Source organism: Haloplanus salinarum (assembly GCF_024498175.1).
GTDB lineage: Archaea > Halobacteriota > Halobacteria > Halobacteriales > Haloferacaceae > Haloplanus > Haloplanus salinarum.
Map to the genome: position 1 here is coordinate 622,688 of NZ_CP101823.1, position 26,522 is coordinate 649,209.

A 26,522-nucleotide genomic window follows, 5' to 3' on the forward strand; every position below is an offset into this window, starting at 1 on the left:
TAGCAAATATTAAGCGACAGCATGACCTAGTCGGTCGTGATGACCGAACTGGTCGCCACGACACCCGGACTGTATCCGTTGCCCGACTGGGCGAAAGACGAACTTGCCGAGCTGAAGGGTCACCAGAAGGGCGACCTCATCGGCGGCGACGAGGGGCCGGAAATCGTCGACGCCTACGACCGCGCGCGGGCTGAGGTCGTCGAGACGCAGGTCGACGCGGGTCTCGACCGCGTCGTCGAGGGACAGCTTCGCTGGGACGACATGCTCGCCCACCCGCTGACGATCAACGACGCCGTCGAGACCGGCGGGATCGTCCGCTACTACGACAACAACAACTTCTACCGCGACCCGCAGGTACGTGACGAACTCGTCCCCTCGGGCGACGTGGCGGCCGAACTCGGCGCGGTCGAGGCGGAGGGCGACCTGCAGGCGGTTCTCCCGGGCCCGTACTCCCTCGCCGACCTCGCCACCGACGACCACTACGGCGACGCGGCCGACTTCCTCGATGCCGTCGCCGATCTCCTCGCGGGCGAGGTGGACGCCTTCCCCGCCCACGAGACGCTGTTCCTGCTGGAGCCGTCGCTGGTCGAGGCGCCGCCGGACGACGACCGGCAGGCCCACGCGAGCGAGGCCATCGACCGCGTGGCCGCGGCGACGGACGCCGACGTGGTCGTCCACACCTACTGGGGCGCCGTGCCGGAGAAGACCTACGCACACCTCATGGACGCCGACGTGGACGCCATCGGCTTCGACTTCGTCGCCGACGCCGACGCGTCGCTCTACAACATCAACGAGTACGGCACGAAAGATCGGATCGCGATGGGGCTGGTCGACGGGCAGAACACGCTGGTCGAATCGCCCGAGACGGTCCGCGACCGGGTCGAGTGGGTCGACGAGCGAACCCACACCGACTTCGAGCGGGCCTACCTCACCTCGAACACGGAGCTGTTCTACCTGCCGGTGAACAAGTTCGAGGCCAAACTCGAAGCGCTCGGTGACGCCGCCGCGCTCGCGGAGGTGGACGCATGAACAACCGCGAGCAGTTCCGTCCCGACGACCACCCCACCGACCACTTCCTGCTCACCTCCATCGTCGGCAGCTACCCCAAGCCGAAGTGGCTCAACCGGGTGGCCGACCTCGCGGACGACCCCGACTCGAAGTTCGACGAGGACCACCTCCACGAGGCCCACGACGACGCCTGTCGCGTCATCGTCGACGAACACGAACGGGCGGGCCTCGACACCGTCTCCGACGGCGAGATGCGCCGCAACGAGATGGTCGAGTTCTTCGCGGACCGCATCGAGGGCTACGAGTTCAACGGTCCCGTGAAGGTGTGGGGCCACAACTACTTCGACAAGCCCTCCGTCGTCGACGACGTCGAGTACGCGGAGTCGTGGCTGGTCGACGAGTTCGAGTTCACCCGATCGGCCGCCTCCAAGCCGGTGAAGGTGCCGATCACCGGCCCCTACACGCTCGCGTCCTGGTCGTTCAACGAGGCCTACGACGACGACGCCGAACTCTCCTACGCGCTGGCGGACCTCGTCAACGAGGAGATCGAGGCGCTGGTCGACGCCGGCGCGCGCTACATCCAGATCGACGAACCGGCACTGGCGACGACGCCCGACGACCACGCCATCGTCGGCGAGTGTCTGGAACGCATCGTCGCCGGCGTCCCCGACGAGGTGCGTATCGGCCTCCACGTCTGTTATGGCGACTACTCGCGGATCTACCCCGAACTGCTGGAGTATCCCATCGACGAGTTCGACCTCGAACTCTGTAACGGCGACTACGAACAGATCGACGTGTTCACCGACCCCGAGTTCACGACCGACCTCGCGCTCGGTGTCGTCGACGTTCACACCACGGAGGTCGAGACCGTCGAGGAGATCAAGGAGAACATCAAGCAGGGGTTCAAGATCGTTCCCCCCGAGCGCCTCACCGTCAGCCCCGACTGCGGCGTGAAGCTCCTCCCCCGCGAGGTCGCGTACCAAAAGATCGAGAACATGGTCACGGCCACGCGGGAGATCGAAGCCGAACTCGACGCCGGCGAAATCGATCTCGGCCCGGAAGTCAGCGCGGACTAGTCGCGTTCTCGACTCTCCACCGTCGGCCCGTCGGGACGACCGCCGCACCGGAATCTCCCCGCGGATCACGCGGGCGTCGGCACCGACACCGTGTGACGGCGGTACGCCTCCCTAGCACCGACGGCGATGAGAACGCCGCCCACGAACCCCAGGACGCCCACCTCGGCGACCGGCGGGACGCTCCCCACCACGCGCCAGCCGGCGGCGACGCCGACCAGGAACCCCACCTGGACGAGCAGGATCGCGGCGAGCGTCCACGGGCGGTTCACGTCGGCGTACAGCGTGCCGACGGCGGCCGTCTCGGCCGCGGCGTGGATCGCGAACACGGCCGCCCCGATCAGTCCGAGCGTCGCGTCGGCGGCGTAGACGGTAGCGAGGACGACGCCTTCGAGGCCGCGGTGGAGCGTCACCGCGCCCAGCGTCGCGTCCGCGCAGGCGCCACAGTCCGTGAGGGCGTTCCCCCGTGTCGTGGCGACGAGCGTGGCGCCGACACCGACCGCGAGGACGGCGAACGGGCCGCCGTCGAGGGCGAGGGTCGCGGAGAGGCCACCGAGGACGAGCAGGAGGAGGGGGACGACCGCACGGACGGGGCGGCGGCCGGCGACGACGAGGACTAGACCGCCGCCGAGCAGACTCGCCCCGACGGAGGCGCCGACGGCGACGGGAAAAGCCAGTCCGACGCCGGTAGACGAGGGGGTCCCGTGAGCGGCCGCCGGCGCGGCCAGGAGGGCGATTCCGAGGACGATGCCGGCGGCTCGGACGGGGCGTCGTGCGGGTGGGGTCGATGGTGGCTCGTCGGTGGGCACGGGTACGGTGAGGAGTGTGGTCGTGGGGCGATGCGGGCGTCGCGGACGGTGTCAGACCGCCTCGTTGCCCTCCTTGCCGGTGCGGACCTGAATGGCGTCCTCGACAGGCAGGATGAAGATCTTGCCGTCGCCGGGTTCGCCGGTGTGTGCCGCGTCGCGGATCGCGTGGGCGACGTCCGAGCCGTCCACGTCGGCGACCACACACTCGACTTTGGTCTTCTGGAGGAGGTCGACGGAGTACTCCTCGCCACGCCACTGGCCTTTCTTCGCGGGCTGGGAGCCGCGGCCGGAGACGTTCGAGACGGTGATCGAGGGCGCACCGGCCTCGGCGACCGCCTGTTTCACCGCCCCGAGTTTGTCGGGACGGATGTAGGCGATCACCATCTCGACCTCAGTCATCGTCGGAGACCCCACTGCCGTCGGTCGCCGTTTCGGGCGTCCGTCCCGGCGCGGTGCCGACCGAGTTGTCGCCGAACTCGGGGTAGGTCACGATGCCGTGCTCCGAGGAGTCGAGCCCCTCGCGTTCGTGTTCGTCGCTCACCCGCGCCCAGCCCAGGGCCTTCAGCAGGCCGTAGATGACGAAGGTGATCACTCCCGCCCAGAGCGCGAGGACGACGATGCCGGCGACCTGCACGCCGAGCTGGGAAACCGAGAACGCCGACGTGGTGTCGACGAAGGGATACGCGAGCGCACTCAGCGCGCCGGCGGAGCCGTGGACCGGGAAGACGGCACAGACGTCGTCGATGCCGAACTTCTCCAGCAGGTCGAAGACGAGGACGACCTGCACGCCGGCGAGGAAGCCCACGACGAGCGTCGCCTGCCAGCTCGCCACGGCCGCGATGGAACAGACGCTGACGAGCCCCGCCAGCAGCCCGTTGGCCGTCATGAGGCTGTCGACCTTGCCGCTCCGGAGGACGCTGACCGCCGCGGCACCGATACTGCCGGTCCCCATGACCAGCGCGGTGTTGATCGCGACGCGGCCGGCGTACGCGTAGTCGGCGAGGGCGAGTTCGCCGGCGTCGGTGACTTGGAAGACGTTGACGGCGGTCCCGACGTTGAACCCGTACCAGCCGAAAGCCAGGATGAGCGTCCCGAGGATCGCGTAGGGCAGCGAGTGGCCGGGGATGACGTTCGCGGAGCCGTCGTCGTTGAACTTGTCCACCCGCGGGCCGACCATGTACGCGGCGACCAGGCCACAGACCCCGCCGGTCATGTGGACGACCGCCGCGCCGGCGAAGTCCTGGAAGCCGAGGGTGGCGAGGAAGCCACCGCCCCAGGTCAGTCCCGTCGCGACCGGGTAGATGAGCGCGCCGACGAAGACGGTGAACACGAGGTAGCCGCGGAGTTGCGCGCGCTCGGCAACGGCGCCCGAGACGATGGACGCCGCGACCATCGAGAACGCGGCACCGAAGAGGATACTCGCCCACGCCGTCGAGCCGGCACCGTAGTGGGCGAACGGCGCGGAGAAGCCGCCGCCGGAGGTGACCCCGGCGACGATGGCGGACACGCCGACGCCGACGATGAAGTACGCGAGGACGCCGATCCCCCACGTGAGAACGTTCTTCGTCAACTGGTTGGCGACGTTCTTCGAGCGCACCTGTCCCGATTCGAGCATGCCGAAGCCGGCGTGCATGAAGAACACGAGGAAGGTCGCGACCATCACCCAGAGAAGGTTGACCCCCTCGGCGATGACCTCCGGATCGGCCTGTAGTATGACCGACATCTCAGTCGTCACCTACCGACGTCAGGTCGTGTTCGGTGTGACACGGCTCCGGCGGCAGCGAGATGGAGGGGTTGCTGTCGAGGAAGCCCTCCGGTTTGAGGTGGAAGCTCGCGATCTCGACGGGCAGGACCGGCCAGTCCTCCGCACGCGTGACGTGGTTGACGCCGAGAGTGTACCAGCAGACCACGTCCTCGCCGTCGAGGTCGCGATCCTTCTCGGTCCACTCGGACAGCCCCGTCGTCTCGTCGTTCTGATTGGGGTAATCGCCGGCCGCGAACCGTTCGTCCTCGTCGTACTGGGTGGCCCAGAAGTTGTTCTGGATGAACCCGGCCCGCTTTTTGGTGCTGGAGGTGGACCTCGCGGGCGAGTTGACGTTGGTGTGTGGCTCCAGCTTGTAGCCACAGGGTCGGCCGTAGGAGTTCGTCGTCTCCGTGCTCTCGACCCGCCAGTACTTGCCGTTCAACGGGTCGATGTCGTCACGGGCCTCCATCTCGGACCCCATGATCGTCTCCTTGGCCTTGAACCCCTTCTTGCGGTCGCTGCCGACGGGTTCGTTGTGGACTTCCTTCACCCGGTTCGGCGTGTCGTCGATGTCGAAATCCAGCCGGAAGTTGAAATGGTGCTGGTGGATGGACGTCTTGACCTGCGGCGCGACGAGTTCGTACTCGCCGTTGGTGTCCGTGGCGTCCTCGTCGGCGGGCACCATCCCGTTGGAGTCGATGCCCGTGAGACGGACCTCCCCTTCGATGGAGCCGTCGGGGTAGAAGTACCAGTAGAACCCGTAGTCGTAGTTGTAGACGGTGGCGATGAAGGAGATGACGAGGCGCCGGCGCCGCCGGACCTCGGTGTGCTCTTTGCGCCACTCCGTGTGCTTCCAGAGGACGCCGTCGTCCTCCTCGTGCATACAGATGGCGTTCGGCATCGTCTTCGGATCGCCGTTGGTGTCGTTCATGGCCACGTCGAAGTAGTGCATCTCGCCGAGGCAGTCACAGCCCTCGGTCAGCACGTTCGCCATCCGCCCGACGTGGAACTCACCGATGTCGAACGCCTCCTTCCAGGAGTGGTTGGGGTCGCTGTCGCCGTAGGGGACCGCCATCTCCGAGGCGGAGGCGCGGTGGAGCACCTTCCGCTTCTCGCCCTCGTCCTCGAAGGTAACGTCGTGGAAGACGAGTCCCTCGCGGGGCGTCCAGCCGACCTGGAACTCCCAGTCGAGCCACTCGACGGTCTGACCCTCCACCTCGAAGCTCGGCCCCTCGGGCTGCACGACGTCGAGGTGTTTGAAGTCGTTCCGCGTGTCGACCCGATCCGCCCGGAAGTCGGCGTCCTCGGACGGCAGCGGGCTGTCCTCGTCGACGACGCCGTTGTCCTCGATCTTCACGACCTCCATCTCGTCGAGGTCGACGAAGGCGAACAGGCCCTCGATGGGACGGGCGTAGCCGTTGTCCTCCTCCTCGGTCCGGATCCAGGAGATGGCGCGGACGAGACGCCGGTCGTCGTACTCCTCCGGCTCGAACCCACTCGCCGGCCACGGATCCACGATGGCGAGGTCGAAGTCCTCGACGCCCCGTTTGGCCGCCGCCTCCTGCCAGTCCGGATCGTTGATCACGACCTGTTCGGCCTGGTCGACCTCCGGGGGCGTGATCGCGGGCTGAACGTCCTCGATGTGTGTCACCTCGAGCAGTTCCTCGCCGGTTATCGAGACGCTCGCCTCGTAGGTTTCACCGTCCTGCCGGACGATGAGGAACGCCTCGCGGTCGAAGTGGTCGCCCTCCTCGAAGGCTCGGACGAACTCCTTTTCGGGTTCGTCGAGGACGACGTTGTGATACACCGCGTCGTCGTCGACGTCCCACTCGGCTTCGAGGATGTCGGTGGCTGCGGCGATTTCGTCCGTCGTCAGGGGATCGAGCGGATGCGAGACGCTCGTCTCGTTGAGATCCACCGCCATTACTCGAACCTCAAACTGAGCCCGGTTTTTGGTGTTCGTACTTTTTTCTTTTTTCGGTCTTGGTAGTCGAACATGGCTTTCTCCACGGTGAAAAGCACCCGGTCTGAAGGTATTATATCTACTTCACCACTCCCCAGTGGTGAATACAAGTTATATTAACACAATTATATTCTCGATCGTCGGCGTCGCTGGGGACAACAGGCAAGTGGGTCGGGAGTCGAGTGACCCGTGTGAGCTCCGAGCCGGAGATCTACCTGCGGGAGATGGGATTGTCGGAGTACGAGGCGGCGACGTACGTGGGCCTGTTGCGCGGCGGCACGTCGACGGCCAAGGAGATTACCTCGCTCACCGGCGTCCCGCAGTCGCGCGTGTACGACGTGCTCGACTCGCTCAACGCCAAGGGGTTCGTCGTCGTCCAGGAGGGCCGCCCGAAGAAGTTCGGTCCGGTCGATCCGAACCAGGCAGTGTCGCAGTTCCGCGATTTCAAGCGCCGGGAGCACGTCCGCAAACTCGACGAGATTCAGGGGCTCGGCAACGACTTCCTTGACGCCGTCGAGGAAGCGGACTACGGACAGGAGCGCGACGACGAGGTGGACATCAGTTGGTCGTATCCGAACCGCCACCACATCCTCGAGAAGCTCGAACGGCTGGCCGACTCCGCCACCGACGAGATGCTCATGATCACGACACCGGAGAGTTTCGAGCGAATCGCCAACCACCACGCCGAACTCCTCGGCGAGAAAGCCGAGGCGGGTGTCGGGATCCGCGCACTCGTCTCGGACGAGCGCGACCTCGACCCCGCGGTCGGCGACCGGGTGGCGGGGATGATGGAACTCCGGTTCGTCCAAGACATCCGCGGACGGCTCTACACGTACGACGGCGAGAACGTCCTCCTGGCGTTCAAGGCGCCGAACGACGACGGATACGTCGGTATCTCGACGACGAGCCCCCACCTCTACGCGACGCTCTCGCAACTCTTCGACCTCCTGTGGGACGACGGCGAACCGATGTCCTGAGACGGACTGCCCTCACCGTGTCCCGGCCGTCACCGATCACGTGGCAGCGACGTTTTTAGTGACTCCCCGGGGACATGCCGGTATGGATACGCCGAACACGAACGCCGCCGGCTACCGGGACCGTCGATGGTAGAGTTCGCTCTCTCCGTCGGACGGCTCCTCGTCGCGTTGGTCCTCGTGGTGTTGAACGGGCTCTTCGTCGCCGCGGAGTTCGCCTTCGTTCGGGTTCGGGCCACGTCCGTCGAACAGCTCGTCGCCGACGGAACCCCCGGCGCGAAGGCCCTCCAGGACGTGATGACCGACCTCGACAACTACCTCGCGGTGACGCAACTCGGGATCACCCTCGCCTCGCTGGGACTCGGGTGGGCCGGCGAACCGGCCATCGCGTCGCTCATCGAGCCCGCCCTCGGGTCGGTCCTCCCCGCGACGCTCGTCCACCTCGTCGCCGTCGGTATCGGCTTCGCGATCATCACGTTCCTCCACGTCGTCTTCGGCGAACTCGCCCCGAAGACGTTCGCCATCGCCCGGACCGAGCGGCTCTCGCTGTTGCTCGCACCGCCCATGAAGTTCTTCTATCTCCTCTTTTATCCGGGCATCGTCGTCTTCAACGGGGCGGCCAACGCGTTCACGCAGTTGCTCGGCGTGCCGCCGGCTTCCGAGTCCGACGAGACGCTCGGCGAGCGCGAGATCCGACGGGTCCTCGCCCGCTCCGGCGAGGAGGGCGACATCGACGTCGAGGAGGTGGCGATGATCGAGCGCGTGTTCGAACTCGACGACACCACCGTGCGGGAGGTCATGGTTCCGCGGCCGGACGTGGTGAGCGTGCCGGCCGACGCCACGCTGTCCGACCTCCGCGAGACCGTCTTCGAGTCGGGTCACACGCGCTACCCCGTCGTCGAGGCCGACGACCCGAACCAGGTGGTCGGGTTCGTCGACGTCAAGGACGTACTGTACGCGGGCGAAGACGCCGAGGACCAGGCGGCGACGGCCGGCGACATCGCACGGGAGGTCATCGTCGTGCCCGAGACGACGGCGATCAACGACCTCCTGTTGCAGTTCCGGGGGGAGCACCGCCAGATGGCCGCCGTGATCGACGAGTGGGGATCGTTCGAGGGGATCGCGACGATCGAGGACGTCGTGGAGGCCGTCGTCGGCGACCTGCGCGACGAGTTCGACGTCGACGGGCGCGAACCGGCGATCCGCCGTCGAGGTGACGGCGGGTACGACGCCGACGGCGGCGTCGCCATCGCGACGGTCAACGACGTCCTCGACGTCGACATCGAGCACGGGGCGGTCGAAACGATCGGCGGCGTGGTACTCAGCCGAATCGACCGTGCGCCCGAAACCGGCGACCGCGTCGAGATTGCGGGACGCGTCGTCGAGGTGACCGGCGTCGACGGCACCCGGATCTCGACGGTTCGGATCCACGAACGGGACGCCGAGTCGGCCGACGAGTGAGCCGGCGGGCGCCCGCCCCAGCGACGAGCAGCGGGAACGTCTCGGAGTCGGGCGCCCTCGGCATCGACTCAGCCCGTGACGGCCGACCGCCGCCCGGCGTAGCGGAGATACCCCTCCCGAGCGCCGACGGCGAGGAGAACGCCACCGACGAGTGCTAGCAGTCCCGCCTCCAGCGCCACGGGGACGGCGTCGACGACGCCCCATCCCGCGGCTACGCCGCCGACGAATCCGACCTGGAGGAGACAGATGGCCCCGAGTGCGTACCGGCGGGTGGGAGCGTAGAGCGAGCCGATTGCGGCTGTCTCCGCTATGGCGTGGACCGCGAGGACGGCCGCACCCGCGACACCGAGGGCCGCGTCGGCGACGTAGAGGGTGGCGAGGGCGACACCTTCGAGGCCGCGGTGGAGCGTCACGGCCCCCAGCGCGGCGTCCGCACAGCTGCCACAGTCCGTGAGGGTACGCCGCCGGGCGATGGCCGCGAGTCCCACGCCGGCGGTGACGCCGAGGACCGCACTCGCCGGGACCCTGTCGAGGGCCAGCGCGACCGAGAGGCCGCCGAGGACGACGAGCAACGGGTGGACGAGACGCCGAACCGGAACGTTCCACCGACCGGCGACGGCGAGGACGAGGACGCCACCGAACAGGCTGGCGCCGACGGAGGCAGCGACGACGAGCGGGAAGTCGAGGCCCGCCGCGGCGGTCCCGACGCCGTGTGCGGCGACGGGCGTCGAGAGGGCAACGCTCGCGAGGCTGACGGCCACCACGCGACGGGGGGTGCGGTTCATTTCCACGGGTTCGGAACGAGGTCCGCCTGAATCTCGGCACCGACTTCGATTCGACAGTCCGAGCGCGGTTCGGCCACACAGAGCAGGACGTAGCCGTCGCGCCGGTGTTTGGGTTTCAATCCCCGGGGGCGTTCGACGTGAACGAGGTCGCCGTCCAGCAGCCGGCCGGTGCAGGTGCCACAGGCACCGTACAGACAGCCGTAGGGGACGCCGAGTCCCGCACGCTCGGTCGCGTCGATCACCGTCTCGCCCTCGGCGACGTCGACCGTCGCGTCCTGTCCGTCACGCCACTCCAGGGTGACCTCGTGGGACATCTACTGCCAGACGTCGCTGGTGCAGTCCCCGCCGGGCCAGCGAATCTCGTGGGCGCGGGCCGGGCCGCCCGGGGCGTCGCCGAAGTCGACGAGGAAGTCCTCGTCGAGTTCCATCCGTCCCTCGTCGGGGTAGACGTCCGCCTTCAGCATCACCGACCCCTCCTCGGCGATGTCGGGGTAGAACTGGTTGTCCCACGAGGAGAACAGGGACGTGGTCCAGTAGACGCGCTTGCCGTCGCGCGAGAGCTGGAGCATCTGGGGTGCTCCCCGGATCTCCGTCCCCTGCACCTCCTGTCGGTCGCTGAAGTTGCCGCCGGCCCAGATCCGGTCGACCAGTCGAGGGTTGCCGAAGTCGCTCACGTCGTACATCCGCATGTCGCCGTGCAGCCAGTTCGAGAAGAACAGGTACTGATCGTCGAGCGAGAGGACGATGTCCGTCACGAGACCGGGGACGGGCATGTCCCAGTCGGGGTGCTCGCGGGACTCGACGTCGATGACCTTCTCCCACTCCCAGTGGCCGTCGCTCTCCTCCCAGAAACGAAGGATGTTCGAGGAGAGCGCCGCGCCGACGTAGCCCTGCGTCTCCTCGGGGTCGTGGGGCATCCGGATCTCCAGCGGAATCTGCCCCTCCTCGCCGAAGTTCAGGGTCTGCTGGTGTTCCTTGTTCTCCCAGTCCCAGATGTGGATGCTGTCGCCGTACTTGCCCTCCTCGACGTCGTCGAGGTCGAAGCCGGGGTAGTAGGTCTTCGGCGCCGCCCACTCCGTCGAGATCATCACGTTGTGGCGGGGCTGGTACCAGTAGTCGTAGTTCATCTCCATGTCGCCGCGGTCGGCTTCCCAGTGGCCGTCGATGGAGAAGTCGCTCTGGTCCAACTGGAGGAAGCCACCGGGGAGTTCGCCGTCGGCGTCCCCGAGCATACTGATGACGACCTTCCCTCCCGGCACGCAGTGGACGGTGTGGGGTGCCGAGAGGTCGTATTCGAAGATCTCCTCGGGCTCGATGACGTTCTCGATCTCCATGTTCCGCGGATCCTCGGCGTCGAGGATGTGGATACGGGAGGACCGCTGTCCGGGGACGATGAGGTGATCACGCATCAGCCCCTCGGTGTGACACGACGACGAACAGGTGTTCCAGCCGAAGTGGTGGAGTTCGTCGCCCTTGTTCGGCATCTCGACGGTGTCGACCAGTTCGCTGTACGTGTCCGATTCGGGGTCGAGGTCGACGACGCCGATGAAGTCGGAGCCGTCGACGTCCATCCCGACACGGAGTGCGATGACGAAGGCGGTCTTCTCGCGCTCCGACTCGGTCCGCATCGCCCCAGGCGTCGGATACCCCGGTCCTTCGACCTCGTGGTGTTCGTGTCCGTGCTCCTCTGCCGTGCCGCTGGGTTCGTCAGTGCTCATGCCAGACACTATCATACACTGTACGAACATAAATAATGATTGAGTTGTCGAGCGACAACACGTGTCGGTCAGCCTTCGAGAAGTCTTATGGGCTGGCCGGCGTACCACGGGGTGTGTTAGCGGTGTCCCACGACGGCCGGGAGGGTAGATGATGCGCGAGTTCGCGTTCGATATCGTCTACGAGACGGGTGCCGATCCGGTGATGGACGTGTTCATCGAATATCCGACACTCGTCGGCGAGGCGTTGCACGGCTGCGTGACCGAGGACAGTTTCTGGCGCGTCGAGCGACTGACCGGCCCGACGGCGGCGCTCGATTCGGTCGAACGACTCCGCCTCGACGAGACGGTCCGGACGGCGTCGGTGACCGAGACGAACTGTACGGCCACGCGGACCCACGACGTGCTGGACCGCTCGGAGGACGAGCGGGTGATCTACACGCACCTCGACGGAATCGAGGACGGCGACTCCGTCCAGACGCTCTCGGCTCGATATTTACCCAGCGGGTCGCTCTTCTGTACCACACGACGGGAGGCACGACATCGCTGGCGCATCTTCCTGCAGTCGGACGAGAAGGTGGGTCTGCTCTACGACGCCCTGAGCGCGAATCTGCGATCCGGGCTCTCCTTTCACATGAGTCATCTCGGCGAGGCCGAAGAGTGGGGACACGATTCGTTGGGATCGGTCTCGCTCCCTCCGGATCAGCGACGGGCGATGCGGGCCGCTCTCGATCACGGCTACTACCGGACGCCACGCGAAATCACGCTCGACGAGCTGGCGGGGAATCTGGACGTACCGCGGTCGACGCTCTCCTACCGGCTGCGTCGGGCGGAAGAACGACTCGTCACGGGCTATCTCGGCGAGACGTAGCTACTCGTACAGCCAGGTCTCGTCGACCTTCTCGTAGTCGGCGAGTTCGTCCTCGTCGAAGAAGAGGTCGATCTCGCGCTCGTTCGCGCCCTCGTCCTCGTGGTCGGAGCCGTGGATGACGTTCCGACCGAGGTCGAGGCCGAAGTCGCCGCGGATGGTGCCCGGTGCGGACTCCGCGGGATCGGTCTCGCCCATCATGTTACGGACCTGCCGAGTGGCGTCCTGTCCCTCCCAGACCATCGCCATCACCGGGCCGGAGGTGATGAAGTCGACGAGGCCGTCGAAGAAGGGCTTGCCCTCGTGTTCGCCGTAGTGTTCGTGGGCCAGTTCGTCGGAGATCCGCATGAACTTCGCGCCGACGAGCTTGAGGCCGCGGTCCTCGAACCGCGAGATGATCTCGCCGATGAGGCCGCGCTGGACCCCGTCGGGTTTGACCATCACGAAGGTGCGCTCGGCGTCGCTCATTCCTCACCCTGGCCGCCGGCCGCCTGCCCGTCCTCGGTCCACTCGAGGTCGCGGGCCTCGCGCCCGAGGAAGTAGTTCTTCTCGGCTTTGGAGTCCACGAAATGCAGGATCGTGCCGTCCGTCCTGACGTACATGGTCCCCGTACCGGGTTCGATCTCTTCGCCCGTGTAGTCACAGGTGCGTGTATCGACCATTACTGCCCTCCGATGGAGTCGGCGTCGCGCTGTGTCTCGCGCAACTGGAGCACGTCGCCCTCGCGGACGGGGCCCAGCACGTTGCGCGTGATGATTCGACCCTGGTTCGATCCCTCCTGGATGCGACATTTGACCTGCATGGCTTCGCCGTGCATGCCGGTCTTGCCGACGATCTCGATTACCTCGGCGGGCATCGAGTCGCTGGCACTCTCTTCGGCGCTCATGGTCGCTTACCGGAGGTCCTCGACCTTGGTGCTGATGTCTTCGACCTGTTCCTCGGCGTCGCCCGCGTCGACGATGGCGGCCGCGGCGCTCCCGACCTCGAGCCCCGCCGCGTGACCGACGTCGTCCTGTGTCTCGACGAAGACGTAGGGGATGCCCTTCTCGTCGGCGAGTTCGGGCAGGTGCATCACGATCTCTTCGGGTTGGACGTCCTCCGCGATAATGACGAGGTCGGCGTTGCCGCGTTCGACCGCCTTCGTCGTCTCGTTGGTTCCTTTCTTGACACTACCGGTGTCTCGCGCTACTTCGAGCGCCTCGATGGCGCTTTCGGCGAGGTCCGCCGGAACATCGAAATTGACGTAAACTGACATGATTTGTACCTCCCACCCGTCGGCTCGCGCACCTCACCAGCCGTGGCGGCCGGCCGCCGGCCGCCGGAGTTCCCTGATGGGGAGGCGCATCATCAACCGCGGGCAGGCTGTACGAGCGATTAGCAGGGGACCCCATAAAAGCGCTTTCAAAGCCGAGAGGCAGTGTGAGGGCGGCACACGGTAGGTGGCTTACGCGAGTTCGTCCAGTTCCAGCGGCGGCAGCGACGCTTCGATTTCGTCGCGGCGCCCCTCCAGCCACTCGGGCAACACGAGACGCTCCCCCAGGTGTTCGAGGTCCTCGTCGACCGTGTATCCCGGTTCCTCCGTCGCGTACTCGAAGAGGACGCCGCCGGTCGTCCGCGTGTAGACCGACTCGAACCACTTGCGGTCGATGATCTCCGTCGGCCGCAGCCCGTGGTCCATGAGGACCTGCCGCCACTCCGGCTGGGTCGCCTGGGTCACCTGGAAGGCGACGTGGTGGACCGTCCCCGCGCCGGGCCGGCCGCTCCGCGCGTCCGGATCCTCGACGACGTCGACGACGTAGCCGAGGTCGCCGTCGGCCACGTAGCGCCGCCGGTCGCCCTCGTCGCCGGCCGCCTCGAAGCCCATCGTCTCCAGCAGCGTCGCCGTCCGGTCGGCGTCGGAAAGCGAGAGGGTGACGCCGAAAAAACCCCGGATCGCGTGGTCGGCGGGTACCGGTCCCTCGGGAGGGTCCCCCGCCGGGGCGTCGGCCCGCGCCACCAGTTCCAGCGGCAGACCGTCGGGGTCGCGAAACGGGATCACGACGTCGCCGAACCGTTCCCGCGGTTCGTCGGCGTCGACGCCTTCGGCGCCGAGTCGGTCGACCCAGTAGTCGACGGCGTCGCCCGGGATCAGGAACGCGACGGCGCTCGCCTGTCCGTTGCCCACCCGCCCGGGCCGCGCGTTCGGGTACGGGAAGACGGTCATGCTGGTCCCCGGGGAGCCGCCGTGGTCGCCGTAGAACAGGTGGTACACCGACGTGTCGTCCTGGTTCACGCTCCGCTTGACGAGGCGGAGACCGAGGGTTTCGGTGTAGAACCGTGCGTTCCGAGCGGGGTCGCTCCCGACGGCGGTGACGTGGTGGATTCCCGGGATGTCGCCTGGCATACGCCGTCGTACGTGTCGGCTGGAGTTAACGACTCCGTAACCGCGACGTCACCACGTGACACGACCGTCACCGGCCGCCCTCGACCGGCCGGGAGGGCAAGGCCCTTGGTCGCCGCCGGGGTACGGCCGGGCATGGATCTCGCGAGCGTCGTCGCTCCCCTCCGGGCCGAGGCCGAGCGGGCGAACGAGCGCCGACTGCTCACCCTGTCCGGCGACCGGACGGCCGGGCTCGACGCCGCGGCCGCGGCCGTCGCCACGCTCGGCGACGACGCCGACGTGACCGTCGTCACCGCCCGCGAGGGCGTGAGCTGGGCGGAGCGACTCGACCCGGCACACGCGTCGCGGCTCCTCGGCACCACGCGCGATGCCGTCGTCCTCGACGCCCACGCGGGCGTCTCGGCGAACGTCCTCGGGCGGGTCGTCGGGGCCGTCGACGGCGGCGGCCTCCTCGTCCTCGTCACGCCGCCGCTCGACGACTGGCCGGGTCGCCGCGACGACGCCGACGAGCGCCTCGCCGTACCGCCGTTCACCGTCTCGGACGTGACGGGCCGCTTCCGGCGCCGACTGGTCGACCTACTCTACGCCCACCCCGGCGTCGCCGTCGTCGACGTGGACGCCGGCCGGGTCGAGCGCGACGGACTGACCGATCCGCCGCCGGCGCGGCCCCGGTCGACGCCGACTACCCCCACCGACGCCGCCTTCCCCGACGCCGCCTACCGGGCGTGTCTCACGGCCGACCAGGCCGAGGCCCTGGCGGCGCTCGAACGCCTCCGGGACCCCGACGCCGCCGTCGTCGTCGAGGCCGACCGGGGGCGGGGGAAGTCCGCGACGGCCGGCCTCGCCGCCGGCTGTCTGGCCGCCGAGGGCCGGGACGTCCTCGTCACCGCGCCCGCCTACCGCAACGCAGCCGAGGTGTTCGACCGCGCGGCGGCGCTTTTCGACGCCCTCGACGTCGCGGTCGAACGCGACGACGACGGCCGCCGCCTCTCGACCGCATCCGGGCGGGTCCGGTTTCGCGACCCTGCGGCGGTCGTCGACTCCCTCGGCGTCGGTGCCGAGGGCGACGCCCCCGACGCTCTGATCGTCGACGAGGCCGCCGCCCTGCCGGTTCGACGCCTCGAAGCCTTCCTCGACGGCCCCGCCGTCGCCTTCGTCACCACCGTCCACGGCTACGAGGGGGCCGGCCGCGGCTTCGACGTGCGGTTTCGCGACCGGCTCGCGGCGAGCGACCGCGCCGTGACCGACGTCCGCCTCGACGACCCGATCCGGTACGCTGCCGGCGACCCCGTCGAGGTGTGGGCCTTCCGTGCGCTCCTCCTCGACGCCCGGCCGGCCGTGGACCAGGTCGTCGCGGGGGCGACGCCCGCCGACGCCACCTACCGAGCGCTCGACCCCGAGACGCTGCTCGCGGACGAGCACCGTCTCCGGGAGGCCTTCGGGCTCCTCGTGCTCGCCCACTACCGGACGGAGCCCGACGACCTGGCCCGCCTGCTCGACGCCCCCAACCTCACCTGCCGGGCGCTGCTGGTCGACGGTCACGTCGCCGCCGTCGCCCTGCTGGCCCGGGAGGGCGGCCTCCCCGCGTCGCGCCGCGAGGCGATGTACGAGGGCGCGCGGGTGCGAGGGAACATGATCCCGGACGTGTTGACGAGCCAGCTCCGCGACCTTGAGGCGGGGCAGCCGGTCGGCTACCGCGTGTTGCGGATCGCCACCCACCACGCGCTCCGCTCGGCGGGGTTCGGCACGCGGCTCCTGTCTGCCTGTCACGACGAGTTCGACGACGAGGTGGACTGGTTCGGCGTCGGCTACGGGGCGACGCCGCGGCTGGTCCGCTTCTGGGAGCGGAACGGCTACCGGACGATCCACTGCTCGACGACGCGCAACGCCGCCAGCGGCGAACACTCGGCGGTCATGCTGCGACCGACCGGTCCGGACGGGGAGGCGCTCCACGACCGCCACGCACGGCGGTTCTCCCGGCGGATGCGCGACGGGCTGGGGGATGCGCTCCGTTCCCTCGACCCCGACGTGGCGCGTGCAGTCCTGCGGGCCACCGACGCCGCCCCGGCGCCCGACCTCTCGCCCCACGAGTGGCGGGTCGTCGCCGCCGCGGCCTTCGGGCCGGGGCTGTACGACGCCGCGCCCGGTGCCTTCGCGGACCTGGCGCTCGCGCACCTGACGGACCCGGACGTCGACCTGTCCCCCCGGGCCGAGCGGTTGCTGGTGCGCAAACCCCTGCAGGGGTGGTCGTGGGAGCGGGTCGCGGCCGACCTCGACTACGTCTCCACCCGGGAGTGCATGCGGGCGCTCGGGGCGGCGTACCGGCCGCTGGTCGAACGGTACGGGACGGACGTCGCGCGGGCGGAGCGGCGGCGTTACGAGTGAACGCAGGTCACGCGCAGTCGAGGAACGACGCCAGCATCACCTCGTCGACGTACTCGTCGCCGATCCGGTAGTGGTCCTCCCGGACCGCCTCGGTCTCCCAGCCGTGGGCCTCGAGGAACTCGATGGCGGCCTCGTTGGTCGCGGGGACGCTGTTGTACAGTTTCTCGAAGTCGTGTTCGCACGCCCACCGGATCCCCCGGTCGAGCAGCGCGCTCCCGATGCCGTGGTCGCGGTAGGTCGGCAGGAGCCCGACCGTCAACACCGCGGTGTGGGCCAACTTCGCCGTCTCGGGCAGGTCGAGGTGGACCCACCCGACGACGTCCTCGTCGACGCAGGCGACGAACACCATCCGCGACCGCACCTCGTTGTGCCGGAGGATAACCTCCTCGTGGTCGAGCAGATCCGCAACCGTCTCCGCTTCGATGTAGGTCCCCTCCTCGGCCACCGACCGGATCACGCCGATCAACCCCGAGAGGTCCCGCTGCTGGGCCGCCCGGATGGTGTAGGTGAGGTCCGCCGCGTCGTGTTCCTCCACGTCCTCCTCCCGGTAGGCCACCCGCAGCGTCTCGCCCTCGCGGCGGATGTACCCGTCGCGGCGCAGGATGGTGACGTGGTGACCGAAGGCCTCCGGATCGAGGTTCAGCGCCCGGCGTGCCCGGTCCGCCCGGACCTCCCCGTGTGCCTCGACGTAGTCGTAGATGTCCCGGCGGTCCTCGTGGTCGAAGTTCAGTTGCTCGGTCAGTTCCATGATGACGTGTTACACACTACCGTACTTAATCGTTCGTGACGGCTCGGATCCCGTGGTCCGCCAGGTGCACCGGTGCGCTGACGCCCGTCCGGGGCTCCGTTTCGTGACCTGCAATCCGATTTGGGATATAATAGCCGGAGAGGCCATTCCCCCGTATGGACTGGGCCCTCCGGATCCGGAAAGACGTGCCATCCTGGGTACTGAAGCTCGTACTGGTCGTTTCCATCCTGACTGTCGCCGGTCTCCAGCAGTTCGACGTGATATGAACCGACGGGCGTTCCTGTCGACGACGGTCGTCGGTGCGAGCGTGCTCTCGGGCTGTCTCTCGATGCTCCCGTCCTCGGACCCGGATACGCCCCTGCCGGACGCGCCCACCGGAGCGTGGACACAGTACGGCGCCGACGGGGCGAACACGCACGCGACGAACGCATCCGGACCACCGAGGGGGAACCTGGCGTGGACGTCGGAGGCTTTCACGCGCTGGCAGCCCGCGGTCGCCGACGGGACGGTGTACACGACGAACTTCGATCCCAGCCACGACGGGAGCGCCATCGCACTCGACGCACGGGACGGCACCGAACGGTGGCGAACCACCCTCGACGCCAGCGGGGACAACGGGACCGTCGTCGTCGGCGATCGCTGTATCGTGGCGTACGACACGGACCTCGTCGCGCTCGATACCCGGACGGGCGAGCGGGTCTGGACGGAATCGACGAACGGGTTCGAACGGCTCGCCGCCGACGAAGCCACCGGGACCGTCCTGGTCACGTCCGATATCGGTATCGAAGCGTTCGGGGCCGCGAACGGGGAGAAACGGTGGGAAACCCACACGGTAGGCCGTCTCACCCACGCGCCCGCAGTCTACGACGGGCGTGTGTTCGCCGTCGGGTACGTCGACGGAGCGCCGTCGCTCGTCGCCGTCTCGCTGGCGGACGGCTCGGACCACTGGCGGCGCGAACTCGCGTCCGCACCCGAGTCCGCCGCGCCGGTCGCGACCGGGAATGGGGTGTTCGTCTCCGACGACCGAACGCTCGTCGTCCACGACGGGGAGACCGGCGACCGGGTGCGCGAACTCCGTTCGTTCGGTGATCCCGACCCCGTGGCCCCCCGGACGGTCGCCGTCGACGACGGGACCGTCTTCCTCACCGGTTCGTTCGGCGCCGCCGCGATCGACGGCGAAACCGGAGCAAAACGGTGGCGCCGCGACACGTCGGTGTCCAAGCCGGGGATCTGCGTCGGGCAGGAAACGGTCGCGTTCCCGGTCGGCGACCCCGAATTCGCCCCCGGGAAGGAGACGATCGGCGCGTTCGATCGCGACTCGGGAGAGTTGGCTTGGCACTACGCGTTCGATCCCGGATTCCACCACCAGGTGACGTCACCGCCGGTCCTGGTCGACGGGGCCGTGTTCTTCACGGCCACCCACATCGACGGTCTCGGGGCCATCGGCGACGTGCCCGCACGGGATCGACGATAGTCGAAACGACTACCGGACCGGGAACCGACCCCGTCGTATGAACCCGTACGTGGTGCTCGGAACGGCCATTCTCGCCGAGGTGATCGGGACGACGGCGCTCAAACTCTCACAGGGCTTCTCACGCCCGCTGCCGAGCCTTGGCGTCCTCCTCGGGTACGGCGTCGCGTTTTACTGTCTCTCGCTTGCGCTGGAGGATCTGCCGGTCGGTGTCGTCTACGGAACGTGGGCCGCCATCGGCATCGTCGCCATCGCGGCCATCGGCGTCGTCGCCTTCGACGAATCGGTCGACGTCGCAGGGATCGTCGGTCTCGGTCTCATCGTCGTCGGCGTGTACTGTCTCAACGTCGTCTCCGGGATGTCGGCTCACTAGTCCCGCGAACCGAGCGCGCTCCCTACCGAGAACCGAGAACGACGTCGGGGGCGAAGACGGTGAGGCCGAGCAGACCGATCAGCCAGAGAATCGCGGTGACACGCAGTCCGCCTGCGATCCGGCGGCGGTCGGTTGGAAGGGACTCGGCCAATCCGGACAGCACGAACCCCACCGCCATGACGAGCGAACTGAGGGAGGACCCACCGAGTAGAACGTCGTAGTAGAGGTAGATGCTCGACATGGCGAACGCGCCAGCGAACATCACGAGCGCATGGAGTCTACCGGAGGGTTCGCTGAAGACGACGGTTCCGACTTTGGAGGGCACGGAACCACCTACTCTCCCGACGACGTAAATATCGTCGCCCGGGTGATCCGCGGTGCTCGCCCTCTTGCATCGACTTCCGACCGGATCGATACGAGCTGAACGGTTCACGGACGAGAGCGGCGATCAACGGACGGGCCGAACGCTCAGGAACGACATCGGCCGTCCGGCCGCTCGTCGTACCGGCGGTAACGAACACCACCAGCGATCGATAGCTCCGTCGTATCCGGTGGGTTGATTGTCACGTCCGGTCGACGCCAGGGAACGAGTATGAAGCGCCGTACCGCCGGGATCTTGGTGGTGTGTCTCGGTCTCCTCTTCCCCGTCGTGTACCCGTTCACCACGGCCACCACGCCACGAACCCTCACGGTGAACGGTTCACCGTCGGACACGCGGACGCGTACAGCGCGACGGGGAGCATCGCCGTAGAGGGGGAGGTGAAACTGGCGTTCCAGGGGGTCGTTGCCTCGGACGGTGCGTGGTATCGGAAAGTCAGAGAGGACGCCGTCGTCTCGGAGGAGTGTTACGCTCCGAGGGACGGAACGCTCTATCGACGGTACACGATAACGGAAGAGGGGCGTGCCGGACAGCTTCGAGGGCGGATCACCGACGACGAGGACGGGGTGCTCGGTCGAGAGCGTCGGGAGGGGGACCGCGTGACGTTCGTCGTCGGATACGTGGACGACGGCCGTCCGTCGTCCGGGACGGTTCGCTACGAGCCACGATCCGGCTGGTACGACGGACGGCGAACGTATCGAATCACGGACGCGTCAGGCACCGTCCGAGCGACAGCCGATACGCACGTGGTGAGATCAGCGAACGTATCATAGGAGGAGACCACCCCTGCGGGGTCATACGCGGCGTACATCCTGGCTAGGTCGACCAGCGATGACCCGGCGGCTCGCCGGATCACGTACGAATTCGACCCGAGTGACGCCGACCCCGATCGACCGAATTGGGTCGACGAAACCGAGGCGGAGTAGCGGCTCGGCTCCCCGCTGGTCGGTAGTGAGACGAACGGGAACGCGTCCCCGCGTCTTCGCGGGGGCAACGGACGGTGCGCCGAGTATCTCCCTAGCCAGGACCGCCCCGTCGTTCAGACGCGGTTCTCGCGGCTCGGATCCACGTCGATGGCGTCGACCGGGCAGACATCGACACAGAGCATACAGTCGATACACTGGTCCTCGTAGGTCGGGTGGGCCTTGATTTCGCTCTCGGGGTGGTCCGGCGTGTCGACCCACTCGAAGACGTCGACGGGACAGTCCTCCAGACAGGCGCCGTCGGCGAGACAGATGTCGAAGTCGACGGCGACGTGCGTGCCGTGGATGCCGCGTTTCTCCGGCGGTTCGACGGGACCCCAGACGGCGACGCCGTCCCGCTCGTCAACCCGCTCGCGGGTCCGCTCGAAGTTCGGATCGATGGCCATACCCCGTCTCGGCGCCCGGGACGGATAAACCTACGACCGAACGCGCGACCTACTCGAAGACCGCGGCGACGGCGGCGTCGAGGGCGTCGACGGCGGTGTCGATCTGGTCGTCGGTCACCGGCAGCGGCGGCGAGACGATGATCTGCGTTCGCGGGCGACCGCCGCCGACGAGGACGCCCTGGCGTTCGGCCTCGTCGATCACGTCGTCGACGGGGTTGTCGCCCGACTCGACCCAGGGGTGATGGAAGGGCTCGTCCGTCTCGGGGTCGGTGAACTCGACGGCCCACAGCAGACCCCGTCCCCGTACGTCGCCGACGGCGTCGTAGGTCTCCAGTTCGCGGAGTCGGGATTCGAGGTGGTCGCCCCGCGCCCGCGCGTTCTCGATCAGGCCGTCGTCGTAGGCGTCCATGGCCGCCACGCCCGCCGCACACGCCACCGGGTGACCGGCGAAGGTCTGCCCGACGTCGATGCCCTCGTCGTGAAGGTGACCCGCGATCTCGGGGCTCGCCACGACGCCCGCGAGGGGGACGTACGCGCTCGTAACTCCCTTCGCGAAGGTCAGCAGGTCCGGGACGACGTCCTCGGTCTCGATGCCGAACCACTCGCCACACCGACCGAAGCCCGTGATCACCTCGTCGGCGATCAGCAGGACGTCGTAGCGATCACAGATCTCCCGCACCCGCTCCCAGTAGTCCGCCGGGGCGGGGTAGGCGCCGCTCGTCCCGCCCACCGGCTCCATCAGGACCGCCGCGACGGAGTCGGGGCCCTCGTTTTGGATGACGTACTCTAGGTGGTCGGCGGCCTGGCGCGCGATGGCCTCGGGGGTGTCGCCGTCGAACGGCGAGCGGTGGACGATAGGCGGGAGGAACTTCGCCGCGCCGCCCGTCTCGACCTGCCGCCCCATCGCGTTTCGCGTCTCGGGATCGCCCGTCAGCGACGCCGCCCCGTAGGTGGCGCCGTGGTAGGACTGATAGCGTGTGAGCACCTTCCGACCGCCCGTGTACTCCCGGGCGAACTGGACGGCCGACTCGTTGGCCTCGCTCCCGGAGACCGAGAAGAAGACGTCGCTCAGCTCGCCCGGCGCGACCTCGGCGATCCGGGTGGCGAGGATCGACCGTACGTCGCTCCCCTTCGCGGACGAGACGTAGGGGATGGTCGATGCCTGTTCGGTGATCGCCTCGACGATCCGTTCCTCACCGTGCCCGGCGTTGACACAGTAGAGTTGCGAGACGAAATCAAGATACGCGTTGTCTCGGTCGTCGTGGACGGTGACGCCGTCGCCGTCGACGAGCGTCATAACGTCGTCGTCCCCGTACCAGTGTGGGATTGCGTCGGGACGAGCCTCGGCCGTTGGCTGAGCCATACCTCACGTTCGTTAGGGGGAAAATAAACGTTCGGTCGTTACTCGTGGGCGAAGTACGCCACCGCGTCGTCGTCGAGGGCGTCGATCCGGGCGAAGCCCACCCGCTCGAACTGCACCACGTCGTCGACGGCGGCGTCGGCGAGCGCGGGTTCCGCGACGCCGATCACGTCGCCGTCCGGCGTCCGCAGTCGGAGCGGGACGCCGCCCTCGGCGGGCACCCAGTGGATCACCGGCACGTCCTCCTCCCGGACGGCGGCGATGTCGTCGCCGACGTACTCGAAGCCCTCGTCGACGCGGCGGACACAGCCGAAGCCCTTGAGCCAGACCCGCTCGCCGGCCGCGGGAACGTCGGCGGGTTCGATCAGGACCGCGCCGGGAACGGGAACCTCGCGGCGGCCGCGCTCCTCGTGTTCCGGGTGGACGGGCGGCCGGCCCGCGTCCGGCCCGCCGTCGACGGCCACCTCGACGCCGTCGCGGACGAAGAAGTGGCGGTCCGCGTCGTCGTCGATCAGGTCGCGGTTGTTCGCGTACACCGCGCTCATCGACAGCTCGACGTTGCTCGTGGAGGTGCCGAGTTCGATCATCGCGTCGACGATGGCTTGGCCGCGGATCCCCCGGCGTCGCAGGCTCGCGAGCGTCGGCGCCCGCGGGTCGTCCCAGCCGTCGAGCTTCCCGTCGTCGATCAGTTCCTTGATCGTCGACGTCGAGAGGCTCACGTCGTACTCGTCGACCTGGACGTGCCCCCAGTGGACGACTTCGGGGTACTCCCAGTCGAAGTAGTCGTAGACGAACCGCTGGCGCTTCGCGGAGTCCTGCAGGTCGATGCCGCGGATGATGTGCGTGACGCCCGTGAGGTGGTCGTCGACGCCGGACTGGAAATCGAGCATTGGCCAGCAGCGGTAGTCGGCCGCCTCCGGCCGGGGGTGCGGGCGGTCGATCATCCGGAAGGCGACCCAGTCACGCAGCGCCGGGTTCTTGTGGGTGATGTCGGTCCGCACCCGGAGGGTCATCTCGCCCGCCGAGTACTCGCCGTCGACCATCGCCTCGAACTCCTCGCGGGTCCGCTCGGGCTCTTTCCCGCGGTGGGGACAGGGCTCGCCCGCGTTCTTCAACTCGGAGAACTCCGCCCCCGGACAGGAGCAGGTGTAGGCGCCGCCCCGGTCGATCAACTCGCGGGCGTGGTCGTAGTAGGTCTCCAGGCGGTCGCTAGCGCGCAACACCGCGTCGGGTTCGAAGCCGAGGTAGTCGATGGCGTCGAGGATGGCGTCGTAGGCCTCCAGGTCCGGACGCTTCGTCTCGGGGTCGGTGTCGTCGAACCGGCAGATGAAGCGGCCGTCGTAGCGCTCCTTGTACGTCCCGATGACGGCGGGCATCCGGGCGTGTCCGAGGTGCCATGGACCGTTCGGGTTCGGGGCGGCGCGCATCACGACGCCGTCCTCGACGTTCGACAGGTCCGGAAGCGGGTGGTCGTCTCCCTCGTCCTCGCGCTCCAGTTCGTCCAGCTTCTCGGGCGCCAGGTCGGCGAGTTCGTCGCGTCGCTCAGCGTCCGAGAGCCCGTTGACCTCGCTGACGACACCCCCGACGACGCCGGGAATCTCGTCGGCGTGTTCGCGAAACTCGGGGTTCTCGCCCATGAGCGGGCCCATGACCGCGCCGACGTCCGCGTCGCTCTCGTATTTCACCGCGTTGAGGAGTGCGTGCGTCCGCGCCGCTCGTTCGACGCGGTCGCGCAGTTCGGAGTCCATTACCTCACGGTTCCGGCCGACGCGTAAAAACTGACGCGGATCGAGGGCCGCAGGTAGGGGTACGTTGGACGTTACCGATTGTCACAGTAAACGCTTTCGACGCCCACCGCCGGCGTTCCACAAGCGGTTTGTCGATCGGCCGGGACGGGAGCGTATGAAACTCGCGCGCATCGCGGTGGACGGTGAGGTACACGAGGGCGAGTACCGGGACGGTGTCGTCGCGACCGACGACGGGGAGTTCGTCGTCGGCGAGGACGGCCCCCTGGCCCCGCCGTGCGACCCCTCGGCGCTCTACTGCGTCGGGCGCAACTTCGCCGAGACGCTCGACCAGATGGAGTACGACGTGCCCGACCAACCGGCCTTCTTCATCAAGCCGCCGGCCTCGGTCGTCGCCCACGAGCGACCGGTACCCTATCCCACCTTCTCCGAGGAGGTTACCTACGCCGGCGAACTCGCGGCCGTGATCGGCGAGCGGTGTCACCGCGTCGACCCCGCGGACGTCCCCGAGGTGCTGCGGGGCTACACGATCATGAACGACCTGGACGCGCTCGATCAGCCCGGCCGCACCGCGCGGAAGGCCTTCGACGCTTCCGGTCCCCTCGGCCCGTGGATCCAGACCGACCTCGACCCGCACGGGATCGACATGCACACCGACGTGAGCGGCGAGCGTCGACAGGAGGCGAACACGGAACTCATGCTGTTCGATCCCTACGAGGTCGTCTCTTTCCTCTCCGAGCGGTTCACCTTCCGTCCGGGCGACGTGATCGCCTTCGGCAGTCCGGCCAACCCCGGCACCGTCGACCCCGGCGACGTCGTCGAGATCACCTACGAGGGCGTCGGCACGCTCCGCAACGAGATCGCGCCGCCCGAGCGCTGACGCCGGCCCGGCCGTCGCTCAGACGACTCGGTTCTCCAGGCCCTCGACCGACCCCGTCTCCTCCATCCGGCGCAGGTTCCCGGCGAGGATGTCGGCGAGGCGGTCGTAGTACTTCGGCGTGTTGCCGGCGTTGTGCGGCGTGATCCGCACGTTGTCGAACGCCCACAGCGGGTGGTCCGCGGGCAGGGGTTCGGGATCGGTCACGTCGAGTGTCGCCCCCCGGATGTCCTCGTTCCGCAGCACCGTCACCAGGTCGTCCGTGTCGACCACGGGGCCGCGCGCGACGTTGACCAGTAACGCGTCCGCGCGCATCGAGGCCAGCGCGTCGGCGTCGATCAGTCCACGTGTGGTGTCGGTCAGCGGGCACGCGAGGATCACGTAGTCCGCCCGGGCGAGGGCGTCGTGAATCCGGTCGAACCCGACCACCTCGTCGGCCGGGCCGCCCTTCTCCGGCGTGTACCGGACCCCGATAGTCTCCACGCCGAAGGGGTGGAGGCGCTCGACGAGTGCCTCCCCGATGGCGCCCAGCCCGACGACGGCCGCCGTGCTCCCCTGGAGTTCGCGGACTGGGTAGGCCTCCCAGTGGGCGCGCTCCTGGCGCTCCCGGGCGAGGCGGAACCGGCGTTCGTGAGCGATCAGCGATCCGATCACGTACTCCGAGATGTTGGGGCCGTGGACGCCGGCCGCGTTGGTGACGGCGACGCCCGCGTCGGCCAGCGCGTCCGTATCGAGGTGACCGGTGCCGGCGTAGGTGCAGGCGAAGAGGTCGAGGTTCTCCGCGACCGACAGCCACTCCGCTTCGAAGTCGATGCCGGTCACCACCCGCGCACGGGCGAGCAACTCGCGCTCCTCGTCGGGCGTGGTGGCGACGGCCACCTCGTGGTCGGGGAGGCACTCGCGGAGCCGCTCGCCGTAGGATTCGGGTGCCATGCCGTGGACCTTCTGTCGGAGGACGACGACGTCAGGATCTGTCATGGACGGCGTTGCTCGCGCCTCCGTTATAGACCCTCGGGGGACGGCACGGCCGTCGCG

26 protein-coding genes and 1 pseudogene are annotated in these 26,522 nt (G+C 68.2%); 9 read left to right on the forward strand and 18 right to left on the reverse strand.

The annotated features are described in order from the left end of the window. The first annotated feature begins 39 nt into the window (after positions 1-39). Both NO364_RS03295 and NO364_RS03300 read left to right on the forward strand, forming a co-directional pair. The gene (locus NO364_RS03295; protein WP_157688645.1) at positions 40-1,029 is read left to right on the forward strand and encodes a 5-methyltetrahydropteroyltriglutamate--homocysteine methyltransferase; all 990 of its coding nucleotides are present in this window, start codon (positions 40-42) and stop codon (positions 1,027-1,029) included. Next, entirely contained in the window at positions 1,026-2,084 is a 1,059-nt protein-coding gene (locus tag NO364_RS03300; protein WP_157688644.1) for a methionine synthase, read from the forward strand. The genes NO364_RS03295 and NO364_RS03300 overlap by 4 nt, the downstream gene beginning before the upstream one ends. Before the next feature lie 65 nt (positions 2,085-2,149). On the opposite strand, the gene NO364_RS03305 is transcribed toward NO364_RS03300, so the two are convergent. The 3 genes and pseudogenes from NO364_RS03305 to NO364_RS03315 form a co-directional block, all read right to left on the reverse strand. Next, positions 2,150-2,890 (reverse strand): hypothetical protein, encoded by a 741-nt coding sequence (locus NO364_RS03305; protein WP_157688643.1) that lies wholly within the window; start codon positions 2,888-2,890, stop codon positions 2,150-2,152. 51 nt (positions 2,891-2,941) lie between these two features. Next, positions 2,942-4,613, reverse strand: a pseudogene (locus tag NO364_RS03310) (ammonium transporter). Between the two features lies 1 nt (position 4,614). Further along, positions 4,615-6,558 carry a primary-amine oxidase gene (locus NO364_RS03315; protein WP_157688642.1) on the reverse strand — a complete coding sequence of 648 codons (1,944 nt, stop codon included), beginning with the start codon at positions 6,556-6,558 and terminating at the stop codon, positions 4,615-4,617. Positions 6,559-6,788: 230 nt separating this feature from the next. Between NO364_RS03315 and NO364_RS03320 the strand changes: the two genes are divergently transcribed. Both NO364_RS03320 and NO364_RS03325 read left to right on the forward strand, forming a co-directional pair. Next, complete coding sequence (locus tag NO364_RS03320) at positions 6,789-7,574, forward strand: TrmB family transcriptional regulator (RefSeq protein ID WP_257628519.1); 786 nt, start codon at positions 6,789-6,791, stop codon at positions 7,572-7,574. Positions 7,575-7,700: 126 nt separating this feature from the next. Then, positions 7,701-9,032: a hemolysin family protein gene (locus NO364_RS03325; protein WP_257628520.1), complete on the forward strand. Its 1,332-nt coding sequence runs from the start codon at positions 7,701-7,703 to the stop codon at positions 9,030-9,032. A gap of 68 nt (positions 9,033-9,100) precedes the next feature. On the opposite strand, the gene NO364_RS03330 is transcribed toward NO364_RS03325, so the two are convergent. The 3 genes from NO364_RS03330 to NO364_RS03340 are packed head-to-tail and all read right to left on the reverse strand — an operon-like array spanning position 9,101 to position 11,535. Then, positions 9,101-9,817 (reverse strand): hypothetical protein, encoded by a 717-nt coding sequence (locus NO364_RS03330; protein WP_257628521.1) that lies wholly within the window; start codon positions 9,815-9,817, stop codon positions 9,101-9,103. After that, on the reverse strand, positions 9,814-10,131 hold the full coding sequence (locus NO364_RS03335; RefSeq protein WP_157688638.1) for a 2Fe-2S iron-sulfur cluster-binding protein: 318 nt from the start codon (positions 10,129-10,131) through the stop codon (positions 9,814-9,816). The genes NO364_RS03330 and NO364_RS03335 overlap by 4 nt, the downstream gene beginning before the upstream one ends. Then, positions 10,132-11,535, reverse strand: coding sequence for a selenium-binding family protein (locus NO364_RS03340; protein WP_257628522.1), 1,404 nt, complete (start codon positions 11,533-11,535; stop codon positions 10,132-10,134). 151 nt (positions 11,536-11,686) lie between these two features. Between NO364_RS03340 and NO364_RS03345 the strand changes: the two genes are divergently transcribed. Then, positions 11,687-12,403 (forward strand): helix-turn-helix domain-containing protein, encoded by a 717-nt coding sequence (locus NO364_RS03345; protein WP_157688636.1) that lies wholly within the window; start codon positions 11,687-11,689, stop codon positions 12,401-12,403. On the opposite strand, the gene ndk is transcribed toward NO364_RS03345, so the two are convergent. The 5 genes from ndk to NO364_RS03370 form a co-directional block, all read right to left on the reverse strand. After that, the gene (ndk, locus tag NO364_RS03350; protein ID WP_157688635.1) at positions 12,404-12,868 is read right to left on the reverse strand and encodes a nucleoside-diphosphate kinase; all 465 of its coding nucleotides are present in this window, start codon (positions 12,866-12,868) and stop codon (positions 12,404-12,406) included. Next, complete coding sequence (locus NO364_RS03355; RefSeq protein ID WP_157688634.1) at positions 12,865-13,062, reverse strand: 50S ribosomal protein L24e; 198 nt, start codon at positions 13,060-13,062, stop codon at positions 12,865-12,867. The genes ndk and NO364_RS03355 overlap by 4 nt, the downstream gene beginning before the upstream one ends. Further along, entirely contained in the window at positions 13,062-13,286 is a 225-nt protein-coding gene (locus tag NO364_RS03360; protein WP_049936843.1) for a 30S ribosomal protein S28e, read from the reverse strand. The genes NO364_RS03355 and NO364_RS03360 overlap by 1 nt, the downstream gene beginning before the upstream one ends. Before the next feature lie 6 nt (positions 13,287-13,292). Further along, a complete protein-coding gene (rpl7ae, locus tag NO364_RS03365) occupies positions 13,293-13,655 on the reverse strand; it encodes a 50S ribosomal protein L7Ae (protein WP_157688633.1) in 363 nt (120 codons plus the stop codon). Positions 13,656-13,844: 189 nt separating this feature from the next. Beyond that, positions 13,845-14,783, reverse strand: a complete 939-nt coding sequence (locus tag NO364_RS03370) for a ring-cleaving dioxygenase (RefSeq protein WP_257628523.1) — start codon at positions 14,781-14,783, stop codon at positions 13,845-13,847. 132 nt (positions 14,784-14,915) lie between these two features. Between NO364_RS03370 and tmcA the strand changes: the two genes are divergently transcribed. After that, the gene (tmcA, locus tag NO364_RS03375; protein WP_257628524.1) at positions 14,916-17,165 is read left to right on the forward strand and encodes a tRNA(Met) cytidine acetyltransferase TmcA; all 2,250 of its coding nucleotides are present in this window, start codon (positions 14,916-14,918) and stop codon (positions 17,163-17,165) included. Between the two features lie 7 nt (positions 17,166-17,172). Here tmcA and NO364_RS03380 read toward each other — a convergent pair whose 3' ends face one another. Continuing rightward, a complete protein-coding gene (locus NO364_RS03380; protein WP_157688630.1) occupies positions 17,173-17,913 on the reverse strand; it encodes a GNAT family N-acetyltransferase in 741 nt (246 codons plus the stop codon). Positions 17,914-18,175: 262 nt separating this feature from the next. Here NO364_RS03380 and NO364_RS03385 point away from each other — a divergent pair, with 262 nt between their 5' ends. Together NO364_RS03385 and NO364_RS03390 are read left to right on the forward strand one after the other, a co-directional pair. Continuing rightward, positions 18,176-19,387: an outer membrane protein assembly factor BamB family protein gene (locus NO364_RS03385; protein WP_157688629.1), complete on the forward strand. Its 1,212-nt coding sequence runs from the start codon at positions 18,176-18,178 to the stop codon at positions 19,385-19,387. Between the two features lie 37 nt (positions 19,388-19,424). Further along, positions 19,425-19,757: a DMT family transporter gene (locus NO364_RS03390; RefSeq protein ID WP_257628525.1), complete on the forward strand. Its 333-nt coding sequence runs from the start codon at positions 19,425-19,427 to the stop codon at positions 19,755-19,757. Between the two features lie 22 nt (positions 19,758-19,779). Here the strand turns inward: NO364_RS03390 and NO364_RS03395 are convergent, their stop codons facing one another. The 5 genes from NO364_RS03395 to NO364_RS03415 form a co-directional block, all read right to left on the reverse strand. Then, positions 19,780-20,082, reverse strand: coding sequence for a DUF8011 family protein (locus tag NO364_RS03395; protein WP_257628526.1), 303 nt, complete (start codon positions 20,080-20,082; stop codon positions 19,780-19,782). A gap of 143 nt (positions 20,083-20,225) precedes the next feature. After that, entirely contained in the window at positions 20,226-20,471 is a 246-nt protein-coding gene (locus NO364_RS03400; protein ID WP_257628527.1) for a hypothetical protein, read from the reverse strand. Between the two features lie 704 nt (positions 20,472-21,175). Further along, positions 21,176-21,505 (reverse strand): 4Fe-4S dicluster domain-containing protein, encoded by a 330-nt coding sequence (locus NO364_RS03405; RefSeq protein WP_157688625.1) that lies wholly within the window; start codon positions 21,503-21,505, stop codon positions 21,176-21,178. A 49-nt stretch (positions 21,506-21,554) separates the two neighbouring features. Beyond that, positions 21,555-22,868: an aminotransferase family protein gene (locus tag NO364_RS03410; RefSeq protein WP_257628528.1), complete on the reverse strand. Its 1,314-nt coding sequence runs from the start codon at positions 22,866-22,868 to the stop codon at positions 21,555-21,557. Between the two features lie 38 nt (positions 22,869-22,906). Further along, positions 22,907-24,613, reverse strand: a complete 1,707-nt coding sequence (locus tag NO364_RS03415) for a glutamate--tRNA ligase (protein ID WP_257628529.1) — start codon at positions 24,611-24,613, stop codon at positions 22,907-22,909. A gap of 154 nt (positions 24,614-24,767) precedes the next feature. Here NO364_RS03415 and NO364_RS03420 point away from each other — a divergent pair, with 154 nt between their 5' ends. Continuing rightward, positions 24,768-25,490 (forward strand): fumarylacetoacetate hydrolase family protein, encoded by a 723-nt coding sequence (locus NO364_RS03420; RefSeq protein WP_257628530.1) that lies wholly within the window; start codon positions 24,768-24,770, stop codon positions 25,488-25,490. Between the two features lie 18 nt (positions 25,491-25,508). On the opposite strand, the gene NO364_RS03425 is transcribed toward NO364_RS03420, so the two are convergent. Then, on the reverse strand, positions 25,509-26,465 hold the full coding sequence (locus NO364_RS03425; protein WP_157688621.1) for a D-2-hydroxyacid dehydrogenase: 957 nt from the start codon (positions 26,463-26,465) through the stop codon (positions 25,509-25,511). Positions 26,466-26,522 lie beyond the last annotated feature (57 nt).

Excerpts from the sequence above, each read along its gene's own strand:
- NO364_RS03295 (WP_157688645.1), top strand. The coding sequence starts at position 40 with ATGACCGAACTGGTCGCCACGACACCCGGACTGTATCCGTTGCCCGAC.
- NO364_RS03300 (WP_157688644.1), top strand. The coding sequence starts at position 1,026 with ATGAACAACCGCGAGCAGTTCCGTCCCGACGACCACCCCACCGACCAC.
- NO364_RS03315 (WP_157688642.1), bottom strand. The coding sequence starts at position 6,558 with ATGGCGGTGGATCTCAACGAGACGAGCGTCTCGCATCCGCTCGATCCC.
- NO364_RS03325 (WP_257628520.1), top strand. The coding sequence starts at position 7,701 with ATGGTAGAGTTCGCTCTCTCCGTCGGACGGCTCCTCGTCGCGTTGGTC.
- NO364_RS03330 (WP_257628521.1), bottom strand. The coding sequence starts at position 9,817 with ATGAACCGCACCCCCCGTCGCGTGGTGGCCGTCAGCCTCGCGAGCGTT.
- NO364_RS03335 (WP_157688638.1), bottom strand. The coding sequence starts at position 10,131 with ATGTCCCACGAGGTCACCCTGGAGTGGCGTGACGGACAGGACGCGACG.
- NO364_RS03340 (WP_257628522.1), bottom strand. The coding sequence starts at position 11,535 with ATGAGCACTGACGAACCCAGCGGCACGGCAGAGGAGCACGGACACGAA.
- NO364_RS03345 (WP_157688636.1), top strand. The coding sequence starts at position 11,687 with ATGCGCGAGTTCGCGTTCGATATCGTCTACGAGACGGGTGCCGATCCG.
- ndk (WP_157688635.1), bottom strand. The coding sequence starts at position 12,868 with ATGAGCGACGCCGAGCGCACCTTCGTGATGGTCAAACCCGACGGGGTC.
- NO364_RS03355 (WP_157688634.1), bottom strand. The coding sequence starts at position 13,062 with ATGGTCGATACACGCACCTGTGACTACACGGGCGAAGAGATCGAACCC.
- NO364_RS03360 (WP_049936843.1), bottom strand. The coding sequence starts at position 13,286 with ATGAGCGCCGAAGAGAGTGCCAGCGACTCGATGCCCGCCGAGGTAATC.
- rpl7ae (WP_157688633.1), bottom strand. The coding sequence starts at position 13,655 with ATGTCAGTTTACGTCAATTTCGATGTTCCGGCGGACCTCGCCGAAAGC.
- NO364_RS03370 (WP_257628523.1), bottom strand. The coding sequence starts at position 14,783 with ATGCCAGGCGACATCCCGGGAATCCACCACGTCACCGCCGTCGGGAGC.
- tmcA (WP_257628524.1), top strand. The coding sequence starts at position 14,916 with ATGGATCTCGCGAGCGTCGTCGCTCCCCTCCGGGCCGAGGCCGAGCGG.
- NO364_RS03380 (WP_157688630.1), bottom strand. The coding sequence starts at position 17,913 with ATGGAACTGACCGAGCAACTGAACTTCGACCACGAGGACCGCCGGGAC.
- NO364_RS03385 (WP_157688629.1), top strand. The coding sequence starts at position 18,176 with ATGAACCGACGGGCGTTCCTGTCGACGACGGTCGTCGGTGCGAGCGTG.
- NO364_RS03390 (WP_257628525.1), top strand. The coding sequence starts at position 19,425 with ATGAACCCGTACGTGGTGCTCGGAACGGCCATTCTCGCCGAGGTGATC.
- NO364_RS03405 (WP_157688625.1), bottom strand. The coding sequence starts at position 21,505 with ATGGCCATCGATCCGAACTTCGAGCGGACCCGCGAGCGGGTTGACGAG.
- NO364_RS03410 (WP_257628528.1), bottom strand. The coding sequence starts at position 22,868 with ATGGCTCAGCCAACGGCCGAGGCTCGTCCCGACGCAATCCCACACTGG.
- NO364_RS03415 (WP_257628529.1), bottom strand. The coding sequence starts at position 24,613 with ATGGACTCCGAACTGCGCGACCGCGTCGAACGAGCGGCGCGGACGCAC.
- NO364_RS03420 (WP_257628530.1), top strand. The coding sequence starts at position 24,768 with ATGAAACTCGCGCGCATCGCGGTGGACGGTGAGGTACACGAGGGCGAG.
- NO364_RS03425 (WP_157688621.1), bottom strand. The coding sequence starts at position 26,465 with ATGACAGATCCTGACGTCGTCGTCCTCCGACAGAAGGTCCACGGCATG.